Source organism: Pseudoponticoccus marisrubri, from assembly GCF_001482405.1.
Classification (GTDB): domain Bacteria; phylum Pseudomonadota; class Alphaproteobacteria; order Rhodobacterales; family Rhodobacteraceae; genus Pseudoponticoccus; species Pseudoponticoccus marisrubri.
Map to the genome: position 1 here is coordinate 103,620 of NZ_LPXO01000011.1, position 15,036 is coordinate 118,655.

Consider the following 15,036-nt stretch of genomic DNA (forward strand, 5'->3'; position numbering starts at 1 on the left):
CCGGCATGCCAAATCTCAAGGACCTCAAGAACCGGATCGCGTCGGTCAAGTCGACCCGCAAGATCACCAAGGCCATGCAGATGGTGGCCGCCGCGAAACTGCGGCGGGCACAGGATGCGGCCGAGGCGGCCCGCCCCTACGCGGAACGCTTCAACGCGGTGATGGCGTCGCTGGCAGCCTCGGTCGGTGACAGTGACAGCGCGCCCCGGCTTCTGGCCGGGACGGGCTCGGACGACGTGCACCTGCTGGTGGTTCTGACCGCCGAACGCGGGCTGTGCGGCGGCTTCAACTCGAACATCGTCAAGCTGGCCAAGGCCCGCGCGGACGAGCTCAAGGCCAAGGGCAAGACGGTCAAGATCCTGACCGTCGGCAAGAAGGGCCGCGAGCAGCTCAAGCGCGACTATGCCGACCTCTTCGTCGGCCATGTCGACCTGAGCGAGGTCAAGCGCATCGGCTATGCCAATGCGCAGGAGATCGCCCGCGACATCCTGGGCCGGTTCGACAATGGCGAGTTCGACGTTGCGACCATCTTTTACGCGACGTTCCAGTCGGTGATCAGCCAGACCCCGACCGCGCAGCAGATCATCCCCGCCTCCTACGAGACCGAGGGTGACGACGCGGCCGAGGACGGCACCGCGACGCTCTACGACTACGAGCCGGACGAAGAGGCGATCCTCGCCGATCTTCTGCCGCGCGGCGTGGCCACCCAGATCTTCGCGGCGCTGCTCGAGAACGGTGCCTCGGAACAGGGCGCCCGGATGTCGGCCATGGACAACGCGACGCGGAACGCGGGTGAGATGATCGACAAGCTCACCATCGAGTACAACCGTTCGCGTCAGGCCGTCATCACGAACGAACTGATCGAAATCATCTCGGGCGCCGAGGCGCTCTAAGACCGGAGAAGACACATGGCAAACGCAAAAGGCAAGATCACCCAGGTGATTGGCGCCGTGGTCGACGTGCAGTTCGAAGACCACCTGCCGGAAATCCTCAACGCCCTGACGACCGACAACCAAGGCAAGAAGCTGGTGCTGGAAGTGGCCCAGCATCTTGGCGAGAACACCGTGCGCACCATCGCGATGGACGCGACCGAGGGTCTCGTGCGCGGGCAGGAAGTCGTCGACACCGACGGCCCGATCTCGGTCCCGGTGGGCAACGCCACGCTGGGCCGCATCCTGAACGTCGTGGGCGAGCCCGTGGACGAGGGCGCGCCGGTCAACGCGCAGGAATACCGCCCGATCCACGCACCGGCCCCGGAATTCTCGGAGCAGTCGACCGAGTCCGAGATCCTCGTGACGGGCATCAAGGTGATCGACCTGCTGGCCCCCTATTCCAAGGGCGGCAAGATCGGCCTGTTCGGCGGCGCCGGCGTGGGCAAAACGGTTCTCATCATGGAACTGATCAACAACATCGCCAAGGTGCACTCGGGCTTCTCGGTCTTCGCCGGCGTTGGTGAACGGACCCGCGAGGGCAACGACCTCTACCACGAGATGATCGAATCCAACGTGATCAAGCCCGACAACCTGGAAGACTCCCAGGTGGCGCTTGTCTACGGCCAGATGAACGAGCCTCCGGGGGCCCGTGCCCGCGTCGCGCTGACCGGCCTGACCCTGGCCGAGCAGTTCCGCGACCAGTCCGGGACCGACGTTCTGTTCTTCGTCGACAACATCTTCCGCTTCACGCAGGCGGGCTCCGAGGTGTCGGCGCTTCTGGGCCGCATCCCCTCGGCCGTGGGTTACCAGCCGACGCTGGCCACGGACATGGGCGCGATGCAGGAACGCATTACCTCGACCAAGACCGGCTCGATCACCTCGATCCAGGCCGTCTACGTGCCTGCGGACGATCTCACCGACCCGGCGCCGGCCACGACCTTCGCCCACCTCGACGCCACGACCGTTCTGTCGCGCGCCATCTCCGAGCTGGGCATCTACCCGGCCGTGGACCCGCTCGACTCGAACTCGCGCCTGATGGACCCGCAGATCGTCGGCGAAGAGCACTACCAGGTCGCGCGTGACGTGCAGGGGATCCTGCAGCGCTACAAGTCGCTCCAGGACATCATCGCCATCCTCGGGATGGACGAACTGTCGGAAGAGGACAAGCTGACCGTGGCCCGCGCCCGGAAGATCCAGCGCTTCCTGTCGCAGCCTTTCGACGTGGCCAAGGTCTTCACCGGTTCGGACGGGATCCAGGTGCCGCTCGAGGACACGATCAAGTCGTTCAAGGCGGTTGTCGCCGGCGAGTACGACCACCTGCCCGAGAGCGCCTTCTACATGGTCGGCGGCATCGAGGACGTGGTCGCCAAGGCCGAGAAACTGGCTGCCGAGGCGGCCTGACCCGACGTGCCGTGGCGCCCTGACGCGGGACGGAACCCAAACCCCGTCCCGTGCCAGGGGCCGCCGCGGCGCAGATCAAGGAGTTCCCAATGGCGGAAACGATGCAATTCGACCTGGTCAGCCCCGAGCGCCGGCTGCTGTCGGCCGAGGTCACCTCGGTGCAGATCCCGGGTGCGGATGGCGACCTGACGGCGATGCCGAACCACGCGCCGCTGATCACCACGCTGCGCCCGGGTCTCCTGACCGTCGAGACGGACAAGGGCACGCAGGAATTCGTGGTCACCGGCGGTTTCGCCGAGATCGGCGAAAGCCTGTCGGTGCTGGCTGAGAAGGCCCTGCCGCGCGCGGACATGGATCAGGCCACCTACGAGGCGCTGGTGGACGAGGCGCACGCCACCTACCAGCAGACCAAGGAAGCCTATCCGAACGAGCCGGGCCCCGTCGACGACGCGGCCAAGCTGCTGCAGGACATGGTCGCCGTCGGCACGCATATCGGGCTGGACCCCAAGCAGCCCTCGATCTGACCGGTCCGGATCGCGGATCGCACAGGCCCCGCCACAAGGCGGGGCCTTTTGCGTCAAAGGTATGGAACTGGGAGCCGTTCAGGACGAATCGCTGACCAGCAAGCAGTTCCGGAAGCGAGTCTTGAGATCTGGTTGCGATGCGTGACGGCTGTGTGGGTTTTGCTGCCTTTCGTGTTCATGCACTCAAGGTCCGTTTCGCGCGCTTGGCGACTGCGGCGAAATGGACCAAGGGAACTTTGTACCTTTCTCTTTTCGCAAGCTACCCGAAAATTCGCCACAGTCCTGCCGTTGACTGGGACAGTTGAAAAACGGACGTCGCATGGCGAAGAAAACGACCAAATTCGAAGAACGGTTGGCCAGGATAGCGCAACAGAGCGGTGCAACCTCCGTGTCAAGGTCCCTCCAGTCCAAGCTGGATGACGACGAGAGACCCCGGCTTCGGTTCTCGTTCCGTCGTGCTTTCCTGCTGCCTAGTATCGTGGTTCCGGTGCTTTTTGTCGCCCAGCTGAACGACAATTTGTTCGTGGCATTCGCCAAACGGGTCGCGGCGGCTGAAACTGCTGGCAGAACGACCCTTGCGACGGTTCTGGCCTCGGATACGCTCAGCGGAGCCGATCGTGCCAACGCCCTAGCCGTCAAGAAGGCCAAGCACCGGCTGGCGCACGAAGAGCTGAGTCCAGAGGCGGAAAACAGCCTGCGCGCCATCATCCGTGCCTACGAGGGGAAGTCCGCCGCAGATTTATCACGTGAAAGCATGGTGCTCGAATTGACGCGCAGGGCACGGACGCAGGGCGATGCGGCCATGGCCCAACGGATCGAGGACCAGCTGAATGCCTGCCGTTCCACGCTGTGCCTGGACACGGTCTACTCCATTGCGGTCATGGATCTGGACACGCTCAGCCAGTGAAGCCGAATCCTGTGGCACGGCACACGCCGCAATGCTTGAGCTGAAAAAATGACTCCTGCCAGACGTTGCCCATAGGGAGGTTGAGGCGCCGGCTTGCTCGTGTGCTGTGCTCTTGCTAACCGGCCAGCGAACGGGTCAGGGGCAGTGTCCTGTCCGCCCGTCACCGCGACACGTATGGTGAAACCGGCCGGAATCGGGCTTTGGCCGTACCATGTCGGGCTGCACCGCAACTTATGATGAGCCGACACTTGTGCAACGTGCAGCATCCGGCACCCTGGGCGCGAAACGGCCCCCGTATGCAGAAGGCAGCGCCCTACACCCCGCGCGCCGGCGCCACAACGCGTGCTCTCTTGTATCATCCGCCACAAAGCGGCGCCTGTTGCGTTTGGACAGGGCGCGCGCGACGTTGAACCCGTTCCATGGTCCGGAAAAACCGTTATAACGCGGGGCAATGGCGGAACAGAGGCAAGGCGCATGAAGAAGATCGCAGGCTCGATGATCGGCATCGAACAGGGCAATGACGAGGTCTTCTCGGATTTTGCCAGCGGCGGCGAGATGTGGACCGGCTCGGGCGCGCGCGAGCGGCGCAAGCCCGTCCGCTTTGCCGAACCGTTTCGCGTGCCGCCCAGCGTGCAGGTCGCGCTGTCGCTCTGGGACATGGACCAGGGCGCCAATGTGCGGGCCGATATCGTGGCCGACAAGATCACCAAGACCGGGTTCGACCTTGTCTTCCGCACGTGGTCCGACACCCGCGTCGCCCGCGTCCGCATGTCCTGGATCGCCATCGGCGAGGTTGCGAACGAGGACGACTGGGAGCTTTACTGACCCACGCGCGCCAGCTCGCAGAGGAAGAAGAAGGCGCGGTCGTTGCGCGGTGCGCCGTCATCGTTCCAGAGCCCGTCATCGCCGAACTCGAGATAGTCCTCGCCCGCATCCGAATTGTTGGGTTCCTCGTCGTTCCAGGCCGCAAAGCCCCAAGGTTCGCCGGTGATCCAGCGCCATGTGCCTTCCTGCGCGGCATCTGTGCCGCCCAGCCAGATCCGGTCGCTGCCGTCGAAATGCGCTGTCAGGAAAGCGTTCTCAGCCGCCGAGGTCACCGTGGCCAGGTGCCCGCCGCCCTGCGCGCAGATCTCGCGCGCCTCGGACCAGCGGGCCCGGTCGGCCGAGCGCAGGTAGACATGGCCGCTGGCCGGGTCCAGCGCTACCTCCGAGAAGCGGTCCGGGTCGTAGGGCAGGTAGCGCCATGTCCCGTCATCGCGCAGCAGCACGGCGCGGCCCGCATCATCCTGCCCCAGCCGGTCGGCCATTACCGGCGCCGCCATCACCAGGCACAGCGCCACCATCAGTCCCCGCATCGTCATCTGTCTCCCCCCTCTGCAAAGAAGGGGCCAGTCTGGCACGCGGGGGCAGGGGCGCCTTGATCTGGGTCAGGGCGCGGCGCGGGACGCCTGACATCGACCCGGGGATCACGCCTGCAGCCGGGTCAAAGCTCCCAGGCGGCGTTCTGCAGGACCGTGCGATAGCCGTCGGGATCCTCGAAGGTGACGCCCTGCCGGTCCCAGTAGGGGTTCGCGGCCTCCACGGGATCATACCCGGCCGCCTCCATCCGTGCCACGGTGGCCTGCCATGTGGCGCGGTCCGGCAGGTAGAAGACCAGCAGGTGCTCGGGCCCCGGGGCGCGCCCGGCGGGATGCGCCGGGCAGCACGTGAATTACAGATGATAGGGCGCGCCCGGCGCCCCCAGCATCACGCCGTCAAACCCGTCATGGTCCCGGAACTCTGCCAGCACGGAAAAGCCCAGCCCGTCGCGGTAGAACGGCAACAGCGCTGCGATATCGTCGGTCGGCCGCGCGACACGCAGCGTCGGCGTCACAGGATGCCTTCGTAGATCGGCCAGAGCGTCTCGGTCTCGAAGAGGGACGAGACGCTGGTGCCGTTCCAGATGTTCAGGATCGCCTGGGCAAACAGCGGCGCGGTGGGCAGGATTCGGATATTGGGCGCCTCCTCGACCGGGCCGGTGGGCTGGATGCTGTCGGTCAGCACCAGCGACTTCATCACCGAGTTGGACACCCGCTCGACCGCCGGGCCCGACATGACCCCGTGACTGATATAGGCATGCACCTCGGTGGCGCCGTGTTGCAGCAGCACCTCGGCCGCCTTGCACAGCGTGCCGGCCGTGTCGCACATGTCATCGACAATCAGGCATTTCTTGCCCTCGACGCTGCCGATCACGGTCATCTCGGCCACCTCGCCGGGTTTTTCGCGGCGCTTGTCGACGATCGAGAGCGGCGCCTCGATCCGCTTGGCCAGTTCGCGTGCGCGGGCCACGCCGCCGACGTCGGGCGAGACCACCATCATGTTGCCGGCGGCCAGGTCCTCGGCGAAGGTCTTCTTGATGTCCAGCGCGAAGATCGGCGAGGCATAGAGGTTGTCGACGGGGATGTCGAAGAAGCCCTGGATCTGGGCGGCGTGCAGGTCCATGGTCAGCACCCGCTCGATCCCGGCCTCGGCGATCATGTTTGCCACCAGCTTGGCGGTGATCGGCGTGCGCGCCTTGGTGCGGCGATCCTGACGGGCGTAGCCGAAATAGGGGATCACGGCGGTGATGCGCGCCGCCGAGGAGCGCCGCAGCGCGTCCGACATGATCAGCAGCTCCATCAGGTTGTCATTGGCCGGGTTCGAGGTGGACTGGAGGATGAACATGTCCTCGCCGCGCACGTTCTCGAAGACCTCGACAAAGATCTCCTGATCGTTGAACCGCTCGACGCGGGCGTCGACTAGGCCGACGCGCATCCCGCGATAGAGCGACATGCGCCGCGCGATCGCCTCTCCCAGGGGGCGGTTCGCGTTTCCGGAGATCAGCTTGGGTTCGATGAGTGTGGGCATGGCGGCGGCTCCGGAGTGACGGATTCGTGACGTTGCGGTCGCCTTAGCATGGCCCTACGGTGCGGGCCAGCGTGACACCGGGGAGGTTCCACCGTGGCCCATATCGACTGTTACTTTGCACCCATTTCGCCCTTCACCTTCCTCGCCGGCAACAGGATGGAGGCGGTTGCGGACCGCCACGGGGCGACGGTCACCTACAAGCCGCTGGACATCATGGCGCTGTTTGCCCGGACCGGCGGCACGCCGGTGCCGCAGCGCCACCCCTCGCGCATCGAGTATCGCGCCCAGGCGCTGCAGCGGCTGGCGGGCAAGACGGGCATGCCCTTCAACCTGAAACCCGCCTTTTGGCCGACCAATGCCGCGCCGTCCTCCTACGCGATCATTGCGGCGCAGAAGGCGGGGGACGGCGACCTGCCGGGGCTCGTGCAGGGCATCCTGCGGGCCTGTTTCGCCGAGGAGCGCGACATCGCCGAGGATGCCGTCATCAAGGACTGCCTCGCCGGTGCCGGTTTCGATCCGGCGCTGGCCGAGCGCGGCCTGCTGGACGGGGCCGAGACCTATGCCGCCAATCTCGAAGAGGCGGTCTCGGCCGGCGTGTTCGGCGCGCCCTTCTACATCGTCGACGGGACCGAGCGGTTCTGGGGGCAGGACAGCATCGAGGATCTCGACCGGTTCCTGGCGGGGCAGCCCTGATGCGCGACGCGGGTGGCATCGCGGTCCGGACCTTCGGGACCGGGCCGTCGCCCGCGCTGATGCTGCATTGCGGGCTGGGCCAGTCGGGCATGCTGAAGCGCATGGCCGCGCCGCTGGGCACGCGGCTGACCATCACCGCGCCGGACCTGCCCGGTCACGGGCAGAGCGCCGATTTTCCGCCCGACCGCGACGTGATGGCGGCGGCACGGGACGCGATGCACCCCTTCCTGCAGCCGGGCGCGCACTTGGTCGGGCACAGCTTCGGCGCCTGTGTCGCCCTGTGGCTGGCGCTGGAGAACCCTGAGAAGGTCGCTTCGCTGACGCTGATCGAGCCGGTGCTTTTCGCCGCGGCGCCGGACGGGCCGGTGAGAGACGCGCAGCGCGGGATCGAGGACGAGATCGAGGCGCTGACCGTGCAGGGCGACAGGACCGGGGCGACGCGGCTGTTCAACCGCATCTGGGGCGGCGGCGCGCGCTGGGACAGCCTGATGCCGGACACCAGGGCCCGGATGGTCGCGCAGATGCCCTTCATCCTGGCGACCGAGCCTGCGCTCTGGCGCGACGTGCACGGGCTGCTGGCGCCGGGGCGGCTGGAGGCGCTGCGCCTGCCGGTGCTGCTGCTGCGCGGCTCGCAGACGGTGCCGATCGTGGCCGAGCTGCATCGCGGGCTTGCCGCCCGGCTGCCCGACGTAACCGAGACGGTGATCGAGGGCGCCGACCACATGCTGCCGGTTACCCATCCCGCGCCCTGCGCCAGCGCCATCGCGGCGCATCTCGACCGGGTGGGCTAGGCCTCCGGTGGTGGCGGGGGCGTCCGCCCGATGCGCGGCTCGGTCCCGGCGCGCAGGCGGGCAAGGTTGTCCTTGTGGCGCAGGTAGATCACCGCGGTCAGCAGCGTGCCGATCACCATCAGGTCGAACCGTCCCATGAAGAACATCCAGATGATCGTCGAGGCCGCCGCCGTCAGCGCCCCCACCGACGAGATCCGCGTGACCGCCACCGCGAAGGCCCATGTGGCGCAGCAGAGCAGCCCCACGGGCCAGGCCAGCGCCAGCACCACGCCCAGGTAGGTCGCCACGCCCTTGCCGCCCTTGAAGCGCAGCCAGGCCGGGTAGCAATGACCCACGAAGGCCGCGAGCCCGGCCCATTGCGCGGCACCCTCGGGGCCCAGCCAGCGCGCCAGCAGCACCGCGGCCGCGCCCTTGGCGCCGTCCAGCAGCAGAGTGGCGGCAGCGGCGCCCTTGTGGCCGGTGCGCAGCACGTTGGTGGCGCCGATATTGCCCGAGCCCACCTTGCGCAGGTCGCCCAGGCCCAAAGTGCGCGTGATGACGATGCCGAAGGGCACCGAGCCCACAAGGTAGCCGAGCACCGACCAGATCAGGATGGCAAGGGCGGGCGTGTCGAACATCGGCTCGGTCCTTTCAGGTCGCGGCGTCGAAGACGCGCGTGCCGGCCACCCATGTGCCCAGCACGCGCCCCTGCAGGCGGGCCCCGTCAAAGGGCGTGTTCTTGGATTTCGAGCGCAGCTTGAACCGGTCCAGCACCAGCGGCTTGTCAGGGTCGAACAGCACGAGATCCGCGGGCGCGCCGCGCGCCAGCCGGCCGCTCTCCAGCCCCAGCCGCCGCGCTGGGTTCAGCGCCAGCGCACGGAACAGAACCGGCAGGTCCAGCTCGTCGGCATGGTAGAGCCGCAGCAGCACCGGCAGCATGGTCTCGAGCCCCACCGCGCCCGAGGCGGCCTCCTCGAAGGGCAGGCGCTTGCTTTCCTCGTCCTGCGGCGTGTGAAAGCTGCCGATCACGTCGATCAGCCCGCTGCGCAGCGCCTCGACCACCTGCTGGCGATCCTCTTCCGAGCGCAGCGGCGGCGTCAGCTTGAAGAAGGTCCGGTAATCGGCCACGTCCAGCTCGTTCAGCGTCAGGTGATGCATCGAGATGCCGGCGGTCACGTCGAACCCGTTGCGCTTGGCGCGCTCCAGCGCGGGCAGGGCGCGGGCGGTGGTGACCTGGTCGGCGTGGTAGCGCGCGCCGGTCATCTCGACCAGCGCGATGTCGCGGTCCAGCCCCATGCGCTCGGCCATGGGCGAGACGGATGGCAGGCCGCGCAGGCTGGCGAACTTGCCCGAGGTCGCGACCGCGCCGGCCGACAGGCCCGGGTCCTGCGGATGGCCGATCACCAGCGCGCCAAGGCTGCGTGCATAGGTCATCGCGCGGCTCAGCACCTTGGTGTCCGACACCACATGGGCGCAATCGGTGAAGGCCGCGGCTCCGGCATCCAGCAGAAAGCCGATCTCGGTCATCTCGGCGCCGGCAAAGCCCTTGGTCAGCGCGGCCATGGGCAACACGTTGACCGGAGCGGCCTCGTTGGCGCGGCGGCGGATGAATTCCAGCGCCTCGGGCGTGTCGATGGGCGGCTGCGTGTCGGGCCGGGTGACCAGCGTCGTGACGCCGCCCGCCGCGGCGGCCTGCCCGGCCGTGCCCAGGCTTTCCTTGTGCCGCTCGCCCGGCTCGCCCACCTTGACGCCGATATCGACGATGCCGGGGGCGAGGCACTTGCCGCCTGCCTCGACCACCGTGGCGTCGGCGACCTGCGGGGCCGGCGTGTCGAAGACCTGGGCGATGCGCCCGGCCTCGATCAGCAGCGCGCCGGGGGCGTCGGTGCCGGCCTCGGGGTCGATCAGGCGGGCATTGGCGATCAGGGTTCGGGTCATGGTTGCGTCATCCGTTCTGGCGTCGGGCCTCGATCCGGGCGATGGTCGCCTGCGGGTCGGCCTGGAACTTGATCAGGTGCTTGTCGCCATCCTGCGTGATCACCTGCACCGCGGCCCCGATGGCGCGCAGCCTGTCGATCCGCGCAAGCGGCACAAGGCGCTCGCCGGGCCCCTCCAGCCGGTCGCCGGTCAGGGTCCAGACATGGGCCAGCTCCTCGCTCATCAGGAACCAGCCGCGGAAGGCTACGGCCCCCAGCCCGCCGATGGCACCGGCCCAGACATGCGGGTTGCCGAGCAGCCAGAGCACGACCATCCCGCCGGCCATGGCCAGCGCGGCCATGATGGCATGGGTGCGGAGATAGGTCTGCCTGTCGGGGCGGAACAGGATCGCGCCGCCCACATCCCGCCCCGCGCCGCTCATGACACGATCAGCACGAGGGCCAGCAGGATCACCACCGCCACGCCGGCCAGCACCAGCTTGAGCGTTGCGGAACTGCCGCGCCCCGGCCCGGCCGGCGCGGTGCCGGTGCCCTGGCCGCGGGCGGCCTCGGTCACGATGGCGGGGCCGCGCCCTTGCGGGCGGATCTCGCCATAGCTGCCCACGAGGCTCAGCGGCGGGGCCACGGTCAGCTCCTGCGAGACGTGGTCGAAGGCCTGCGCGGGCAGCAGCACCACGTGCCCGGTCAGCGCATCGAGCCGGGCGCGGTCGGCGCCTATCGCGGCCGCCTCGACCCCGTGCGCCTCGATCATGTATTGCGACAGCGGCATGGCGCCCAGATCGCGGATGTCGACCACGTCGACAAAGCCCGGGCGCAGCGCCTCGGCCCCCAGCGCGTATTTCAACGGCCATTCGCCCGTGCCGGCCTGGGTGGTGAAGCGCTCCACCGCCTCGGGCGGCAGGTCGAGCCGGAACACCCGCAGCGTGCCGGTGTCCGAGCCGTTGATCGTCAGCTTGCTCATGGCCGTGGACCCTTCGACGAAATGGCCGTTCATGCGGCCGTTCATGCCATCACCTCGGTGGGGCGCGCGCGCAGGTTGCGGGCCAGCAGGTCCATCGCGGCCATGCGCACGGCGACGCCCATCTCGACCTGGTCCTGGATGACCGAGCGGTTGATGTCATCGGCCAGCGTGCCGTCGATCTCGACCCCGCGATTCATCGGCCCGGGATGCATGACGATGGCCTCGGGGCTGGCATGGGCCAGCTTCTCGGCATCCAGCCCGTAGCGGTGGAAATACTCGCGCTCGGACGGGATGAAGCCGCCATCCATGCGCTCGCGCTGCAGGCGCAGCATCATCACCACGTCGACGTCGCGCAGCCCTTCCTCCATGTCGTCGAACACCTCGACGCCGAATTCCTCGATCCCCGAGGGCATCAGCGTGGGCGGCCCGACCAGCCGCACGCGGTTCTCCATCTTGTGCAGCAGCAGGATGTTCGAGCGTGCCACGCGGCTATGGGCGATGTCGCCGCAGATCGCCACCGACAGCCGGTGCAGCCGGCCCTTGGCGCGGCGGATCGTCAGCGCGTCCAGAAGTGCCTGCGTGGGGTGCTCATGGCGGCCGTCGCCGGCATTCAGCACCGCGCAATTCACCTTCTGCGCCAAGAGGTCGGCAGCGCCCGATTGCGGATGGCGCACGACCAGCAGGTCGGGATGCATGGCGTTCAGCGTCATCGCCGTGTCGATCAGCGTCTCGCCCTTCTTGATGGACGAGGCCTGCATCGCCATGCTCATCACGTCGGCGCCCAGCCGCTTGCCGGCCAGTTCGAAACTGGCCTGCGTGCGCGTCGAGCTTTCGAAGAACATGTTGATCTGGGTCAGCCCGGCCAGCGCCCGGGCGTGCTTGTCGCGCCGGCGGCCAAGATCGACATACTGGTCGGCCAGGTCGAGGATCGTGACGATCTCGTCCGGGCGCAGGGGTTCGATCCCCAGCAGGTGGCGGTGGTCGAAGCGCATTCCGTCCTCGTGTCTGACACAAGACGTCATAGGAAGGCCGGCCAGCGGGGGCAAGTGGACAGGCGCCCCGCAACGGGGATTCGGGGAAATCTGCCGGACACGTGCCGTGGGGCGTTCAAAGCGGCGCGCCGCAAGGCTAGGTTATGGCGCATGGATTCGGGCATCGACTGGCATACGGCGCGGGCGCTTCTGGAATGGCAGCTCGAGATGGGGGTGGACGAGACCCTGTCCGAGACGCCCGTGGACCGTTTCGCCGAACACAGCGCGCAACGCGCGGCAGCCGAGGCCAAGAAGGCCGCGGTCGCCGTGGCACATCCCGATGCGGCGCCGCCCGCCCAGGCCGACCCGGTGCAAGAGGCCGAGGCCGCCGCCCGGGGCGCGCGTGATCTGGACGCGCTGCGCGAGGCGCTGGCGGCCTATCCGCATTGCGCGCTGAAGAAGGGCGCGCGCTCGCTGGTCTTCTGCGACGGGGTGCCCGGGTCGCGCGTGATGATCGTGGGCGAGGCGCCGGGCCGCGAGGAGGACCTGCAGGCCAAACCCTTTGTCGGTCGCGCGGGGCAGCTGCTGGACCGGATGCTGGCGCCGATCGGGCTGGCCCGCACCGAGAATGTCTACATCACCAACGTCCTGCCCTGGCGCCCGCCGCAGAACCGCGATCCCAAGCCCGACGAGATCGCCATGCTGCTGCCTTTCCTCAAGCGTCATATCGAACTGGCCGCGCCTGAGATCCTGGTGATCGTCGGCAACATCTCGTGCCAGGCACTGCTGGGGCGGCGCGGCATCACCCGGCTGCGCGGGCAATGGACCGAGGCCGAGGCGCGCCCGGCGCTGCCGATCTTCCACCCGGCCTACCTGCTGCGCAACCCGGCCGCCAAGCGCGAGGCCTGGGCCGACATGCTGGCGCTGCAGGCCCGGCTGCGCCGCCCCTCATGACAAGGAGACGCCATGTCCCGCATCGATGAGACCCGCGAGTTCATCCCCGTCCGCATCGCCGTGCTGACCGTCTCGGACACGCGCACGCTGCAGGACGACCGCTCGGGCGACACGCTGGTCGCGCGGCTGACCGAGGCCGGCCACGTGCTGGCCGATCGCGCGATCGTGAAGGACGAGCGCGCCGTGATCGCCGACCAGCTGCGCCGCTGGATCGCCGACCCGCAGGTGGACGTGGTGATCTCGACCGGCGGGACAGGTCTGACCGGGCGCGACGTCACCGTCGAGGCGCATCGGGATGTCTACGAGAAGGAGATCGACGCCTTCGGCACGGTCTTCACCCATGTCTCGATGCAGAAGATCGGCACCTCGGCGGTGCAGAGCCGGGCCACGGGTGGGGTCGCGGGCGGCACCTACCTGTTCGCGCTGCCCGGCAGCACCGGCGCCTGCAAGGACGCCTGGGACGAGATCCTGGCCTGGCAGCTGGACTACCGGCACCGCCCCTGCAACTTCGTCGAGATTTTTCCGCGTCTGGACGAACATCGCCGACGGAAGTGATCCGGGCGCGCGTATAAGGGCGTAGAGCTTGGAAATTACCGGGGTGCTGCTATCTTTGGCTTGTCCCCGCGGAGTTGGATGCATGCGCTTTCTACGCAAGAGCCTGACGGGGCTCTTCCTGTTGTCACTGACCTTCGGTCTTCTGGCCTATGCCGGCGTGCTGGTGCGCGACGCGGTGCAGGTGCGCATGAACGAGGAGCCGCGCGTGCCCCGTGCGCGCGAGCGGGTCTTTACCGTGAATGTCGTGCCAGTGGTCTTCGAGACCGTGGTGCCCGAGCTCAGCGCCTTCGGCGAGGTGCAGAGTCGCCGCACGCTGGAGCTGCGCGCCGCCACGGGCGGGGCGCTGATCGATCTCGACCCGGCCTTCGTCGAGGGCGGGCAGGTCGAAGCCGGCCAGCTTCTGGCCCGGATCGACCCGGCCGATGCGCAGGCCGCCTTCGAGCGCGCCGAAAGCGACCTGCTGGACGCGCAGGCCGAGCAGCGTGAGGCGCAGCGCGCCATCGTAATCGCCCGCGACGAGCTGACCGCCGCCGAGGACCAGGTGGCGCTCCGGGAACAGGCGCTGAAACGCCAGAACGACCTGCTGGAGCGGCGCGTCGGCACCGCCGCCGCGGTCGAGGCGGCCGAGCTGACGCTGTCCTCGGCCCGGCAATCGGTGCTGACCCGCCGGCAGGCCGTGGCCACCGCCGAAGCGCGCATCGACCAGTCTGCCACCCGGTTGCGCCGGGCCGAGATCGCGCTGGACGAGGCGCAGCGCCGGCTGGACGATACCGAGATCCGGGCGGAATTTTCCGGCACACTGTCGGACGTGACCGTGGTCGCCGGGCGGCTGGTCTCGGCCAACGAGCGGCTGGCTCAGCTGGTCGATCCGCGCAGCCTCGAGGTCGCGTTCCGCGTCTCGACCCAGCAATATGCCCGCCTGCTCGATTCCGACGGGCGCCTGCGCGCGGCGCCGGTCACCGTCACGCTGGATGTGTTCGGCACCAACATCACCGCGCAGGGTCAGCTGTCGCGCGACGGCGCGGCCGTGGGCGAGGGCCAGACCGGGCGCCTGCTCTTTGCCGATCTCGACAGCCCGCGCGGCTTCAAGCCCGGCGATTTCGTGACCGTGACCATCGACGAGCCGGAGCTGCCCTTCGTGGCCCGCCTGCCGGCCACCGCGGTCGATGCTGCCAGCCAGGTGCTGGTCGTGGGCGAGGAAGAGCGGCTCGAGACCGTCGACGTGCAGGTGATGCGCCGGCAGGGCGATGACGTGCTGATCCGCGCCCGGGCGCTGGATGGTGCGCTGGTCGTGGCCGAGCGCACGCCGCTTCTGGGCACGGGGATCAAGGTGCGCCCGCTGGGCGCCGAGGCGGCCGAGGCCGCGCCCGAACCGCCCGCCATGGTCGAGCTGAGCGACGAGCGCCGCGCCCGGCTGGTGGCCTTCGTGCAGGGCAACAGCCGCATGCCGGACGAGGTCAAGACCCGTATCCTGGCCCAGCTGGAACAACCCGAGGTGCCGGCCGAGATGGTCGCGCGCTTCGAGTCGCGGATGGGGGGCTGATC

The 15,036-nt window shown here is 68.4% G+C and carries 18 protein-coding genes and 1 pseudogene; 10 read left to right on the forward strand and 9 right to left on the reverse strand.

All coding sequences use genetic code 11. The features are described 5' to 3' along the window. Positions 1-5: 5 nt before the first annotated feature. From AVJ23_RS16385 to AVJ23_RS16405, 5 genes are all read left to right on the forward strand, one after another. Positions 6-893, forward strand: a complete 888-nt coding sequence (locus AVJ23_RS16385; RefSeq protein ID WP_058863292.1) for a F0F1 ATP synthase subunit gamma — start codon at positions 6-8, stop codon at positions 891-893. Between the two features lie 15 nt (positions 894-908). After that, the gene (gene atpD / locus AVJ23_RS16390) at positions 909-2,333 is read left to right on the forward strand and encodes a F0F1 ATP synthase subunit beta (protein ID WP_058863293.1); all 1,425 of its coding nucleotides are present in this window, start codon (positions 909-911) and stop codon (positions 2,331-2,333) included. 89 nt (positions 2,334-2,422) lie between these two features. After that, a complete protein-coding gene (locus tag AVJ23_RS16395) occupies positions 2,423-2,857 on the forward strand; it encodes a F0F1 ATP synthase subunit epsilon (RefSeq protein WP_058863294.1) in 435 nt (144 codons plus the stop codon). A gap of 319 nt (positions 2,858-3,176) precedes the next feature. Further along, positions 3,177-3,764, forward strand: a complete 588-nt coding sequence (locus AVJ23_RS16400; RefSeq protein WP_058863295.1) for a hypothetical protein — start codon at positions 3,177-3,179, stop codon at positions 3,762-3,764. 474 nt (positions 3,765-4,238) lie between these two features. Then, the gene (locus tag AVJ23_RS16405) at positions 4,239-4,589 is read left to right on the forward strand and encodes an H-type lectin domain-containing protein (RefSeq protein WP_058863296.1); all 351 of its coding nucleotides are present in this window, start codon (positions 4,239-4,241) and stop codon (positions 4,587-4,589) included. Here AVJ23_RS16405 and AVJ23_RS16410 read toward each other — a convergent pair. The 4 genes and pseudogenes from AVJ23_RS16410 to AVJ23_RS16420 all read right to left on the reverse strand — a co-directional run bounded on the left by AVJ23_RS16410 (position 4,583) and on the right by AVJ23_RS16420 (position 6,650). Further along, positions 4,583-5,125: a C-type lectin domain-containing protein gene (locus AVJ23_RS16410; RefSeq protein WP_058863297.1), complete on the reverse strand. Its 543-nt coding sequence runs from the start codon at positions 5,123-5,125 to the stop codon at positions 4,583-4,585. The two genes, AVJ23_RS16405 and AVJ23_RS16410, sit on opposite strands and share 7 nt — an antisense overlap. 122 nt (positions 5,126-5,247) lie before the next feature. Then, positions 5,248-5,442, reverse strand: a pseudogene (locus tag AVJ23_RS23505) (VOC family protein); the annotation flags it as partial. Between the two features lie 33 nt (positions 5,443-5,475). Beyond that, positions 5,476-5,637 (reverse strand): VOC family protein, encoded by a 162-nt coding sequence (locus AVJ23_RS23180; protein ID WP_205626873.1) that lies wholly within the window; start codon positions 5,635-5,637, stop codon positions 5,476-5,478. Continuing rightward, complete coding sequence (locus AVJ23_RS16420) at positions 5,634-6,650, reverse strand: ribose-phosphate pyrophosphokinase (RefSeq protein ID WP_058863298.1); 1,017 nt, start codon at positions 6,648-6,650, stop codon at positions 5,634-5,636. The genes AVJ23_RS23180 and AVJ23_RS16420 overlap by 4 nt, the downstream gene beginning before the upstream one ends. A 93-nt stretch (positions 6,651-6,743) precedes the next feature. On the opposite strand from AVJ23_RS16420, the gene AVJ23_RS16425 reads away from it, so the two are divergent. Both AVJ23_RS16425 and AVJ23_RS16430 read left to right on the forward strand, forming a co-directional pair. Further along, positions 6,744-7,343: a 2-hydroxychromene-2-carboxylate isomerase gene (locus tag AVJ23_RS16425; RefSeq protein WP_058863299.1), complete on the forward strand. Its 600-nt coding sequence runs from the start codon at positions 6,744-6,746 to the stop codon at positions 7,341-7,343. Further along, positions 7,343-8,134 (forward strand): alpha/beta fold hydrolase, encoded by a 792-nt coding sequence (locus AVJ23_RS16430; RefSeq protein WP_058863300.1) that lies wholly within the window; start codon positions 7,343-7,345, stop codon positions 8,132-8,134. Before AVJ23_RS16425 ends, AVJ23_RS16430 begins: the two co-directional genes overlap by 1 nt. On the opposite strand, the gene plsY is transcribed toward AVJ23_RS16430, so the two are convergent. From plsY to AVJ23_RS16455, 5 genes are read right to left on the reverse strand one after another with little or no spacing between them, the layout of a single operon-like run. After that, positions 8,131-8,751 (reverse strand): glycerol-3-phosphate 1-O-acyltransferase PlsY, encoded by a 621-nt coding sequence (gene plsY / locus AVJ23_RS16435; RefSeq protein ID WP_058863301.1) that lies wholly within the window; start codon positions 8,749-8,751, stop codon positions 8,131-8,133. The genes AVJ23_RS16430 and plsY overlap by 4 nt on opposite strands. Before the next feature lie 13 nt (positions 8,752-8,764). After that, on the reverse strand, positions 8,765-10,051 hold the full coding sequence (gene pyrC, locus AVJ23_RS16440) for a dihydroorotase (RefSeq protein WP_058863302.1): 1,287 nt from the start codon (positions 10,049-10,051) through the stop codon (positions 8,765-8,767). 7 nt (positions 10,052-10,058) lie between these two features. Next, positions 10,059-10,472 carry a hypothetical protein gene (locus AVJ23_RS16445; RefSeq protein ID WP_058863303.1) on the reverse strand — a complete coding sequence of 138 codons (414 nt, stop codon included), beginning with the start codon at positions 10,470-10,472 and terminating at the stop codon, positions 10,059-10,061. Further along, a complete protein-coding gene (locus tag AVJ23_RS16450; RefSeq protein WP_058863340.1) occupies positions 10,469-11,011 on the reverse strand; it encodes a hypothetical protein in 543 nt (180 codons plus the stop codon). Before AVJ23_RS16450 ends, AVJ23_RS16445 begins: the two co-directional genes overlap by 4 nt. A gap of 41 nt (positions 11,012-11,052) precedes the next feature. After that, complete coding sequence (locus AVJ23_RS16455) at positions 11,053-12,003, reverse strand: aspartate carbamoyltransferase catalytic subunit (protein ID WP_058863304.1); 951 nt, start codon at positions 12,001-12,003, stop codon at positions 11,053-11,055. A 150-nt stretch (positions 12,004-12,153) separates the two neighbouring features. Between AVJ23_RS16455 and AVJ23_RS16460 the strand changes: the two genes are divergently transcribed. The 3 genes from AVJ23_RS16460 to AVJ23_RS16470 all read left to right on the forward strand — a co-directional run bounded on the left by AVJ23_RS16460 (position 12,154) and on the right by AVJ23_RS16470 (position 15,034). Further along, on the forward strand, positions 12,154-12,936 hold the full coding sequence (locus AVJ23_RS16460) for a uracil-DNA glycosylase (protein ID WP_058863305.1): 783 nt from the start codon (positions 12,154-12,156) through the stop codon (positions 12,934-12,936). Between the two features lie 12 nt (positions 12,937-12,948). Then, positions 12,949-13,491 carry a molybdenum cofactor biosynthesis protein B gene (gene moaB, locus AVJ23_RS16465; protein WP_058863306.1) on the forward strand — a complete coding sequence of 181 codons (543 nt, stop codon included), beginning with the start codon at positions 12,949-12,951 and terminating at the stop codon, positions 13,489-13,491. Positions 13,492-13,573: 82 nt separating this feature from the next. Beyond that, on the forward strand, positions 13,574-15,034 hold the full coding sequence (locus AVJ23_RS16470) for an efflux RND transporter periplasmic adaptor subunit (protein WP_058863307.1): 1,461 nt from the start codon (positions 13,574-13,576) through the stop codon (positions 15,032-15,034). Positions 15,035-15,036: the final 2 nt, after the last annotated feature.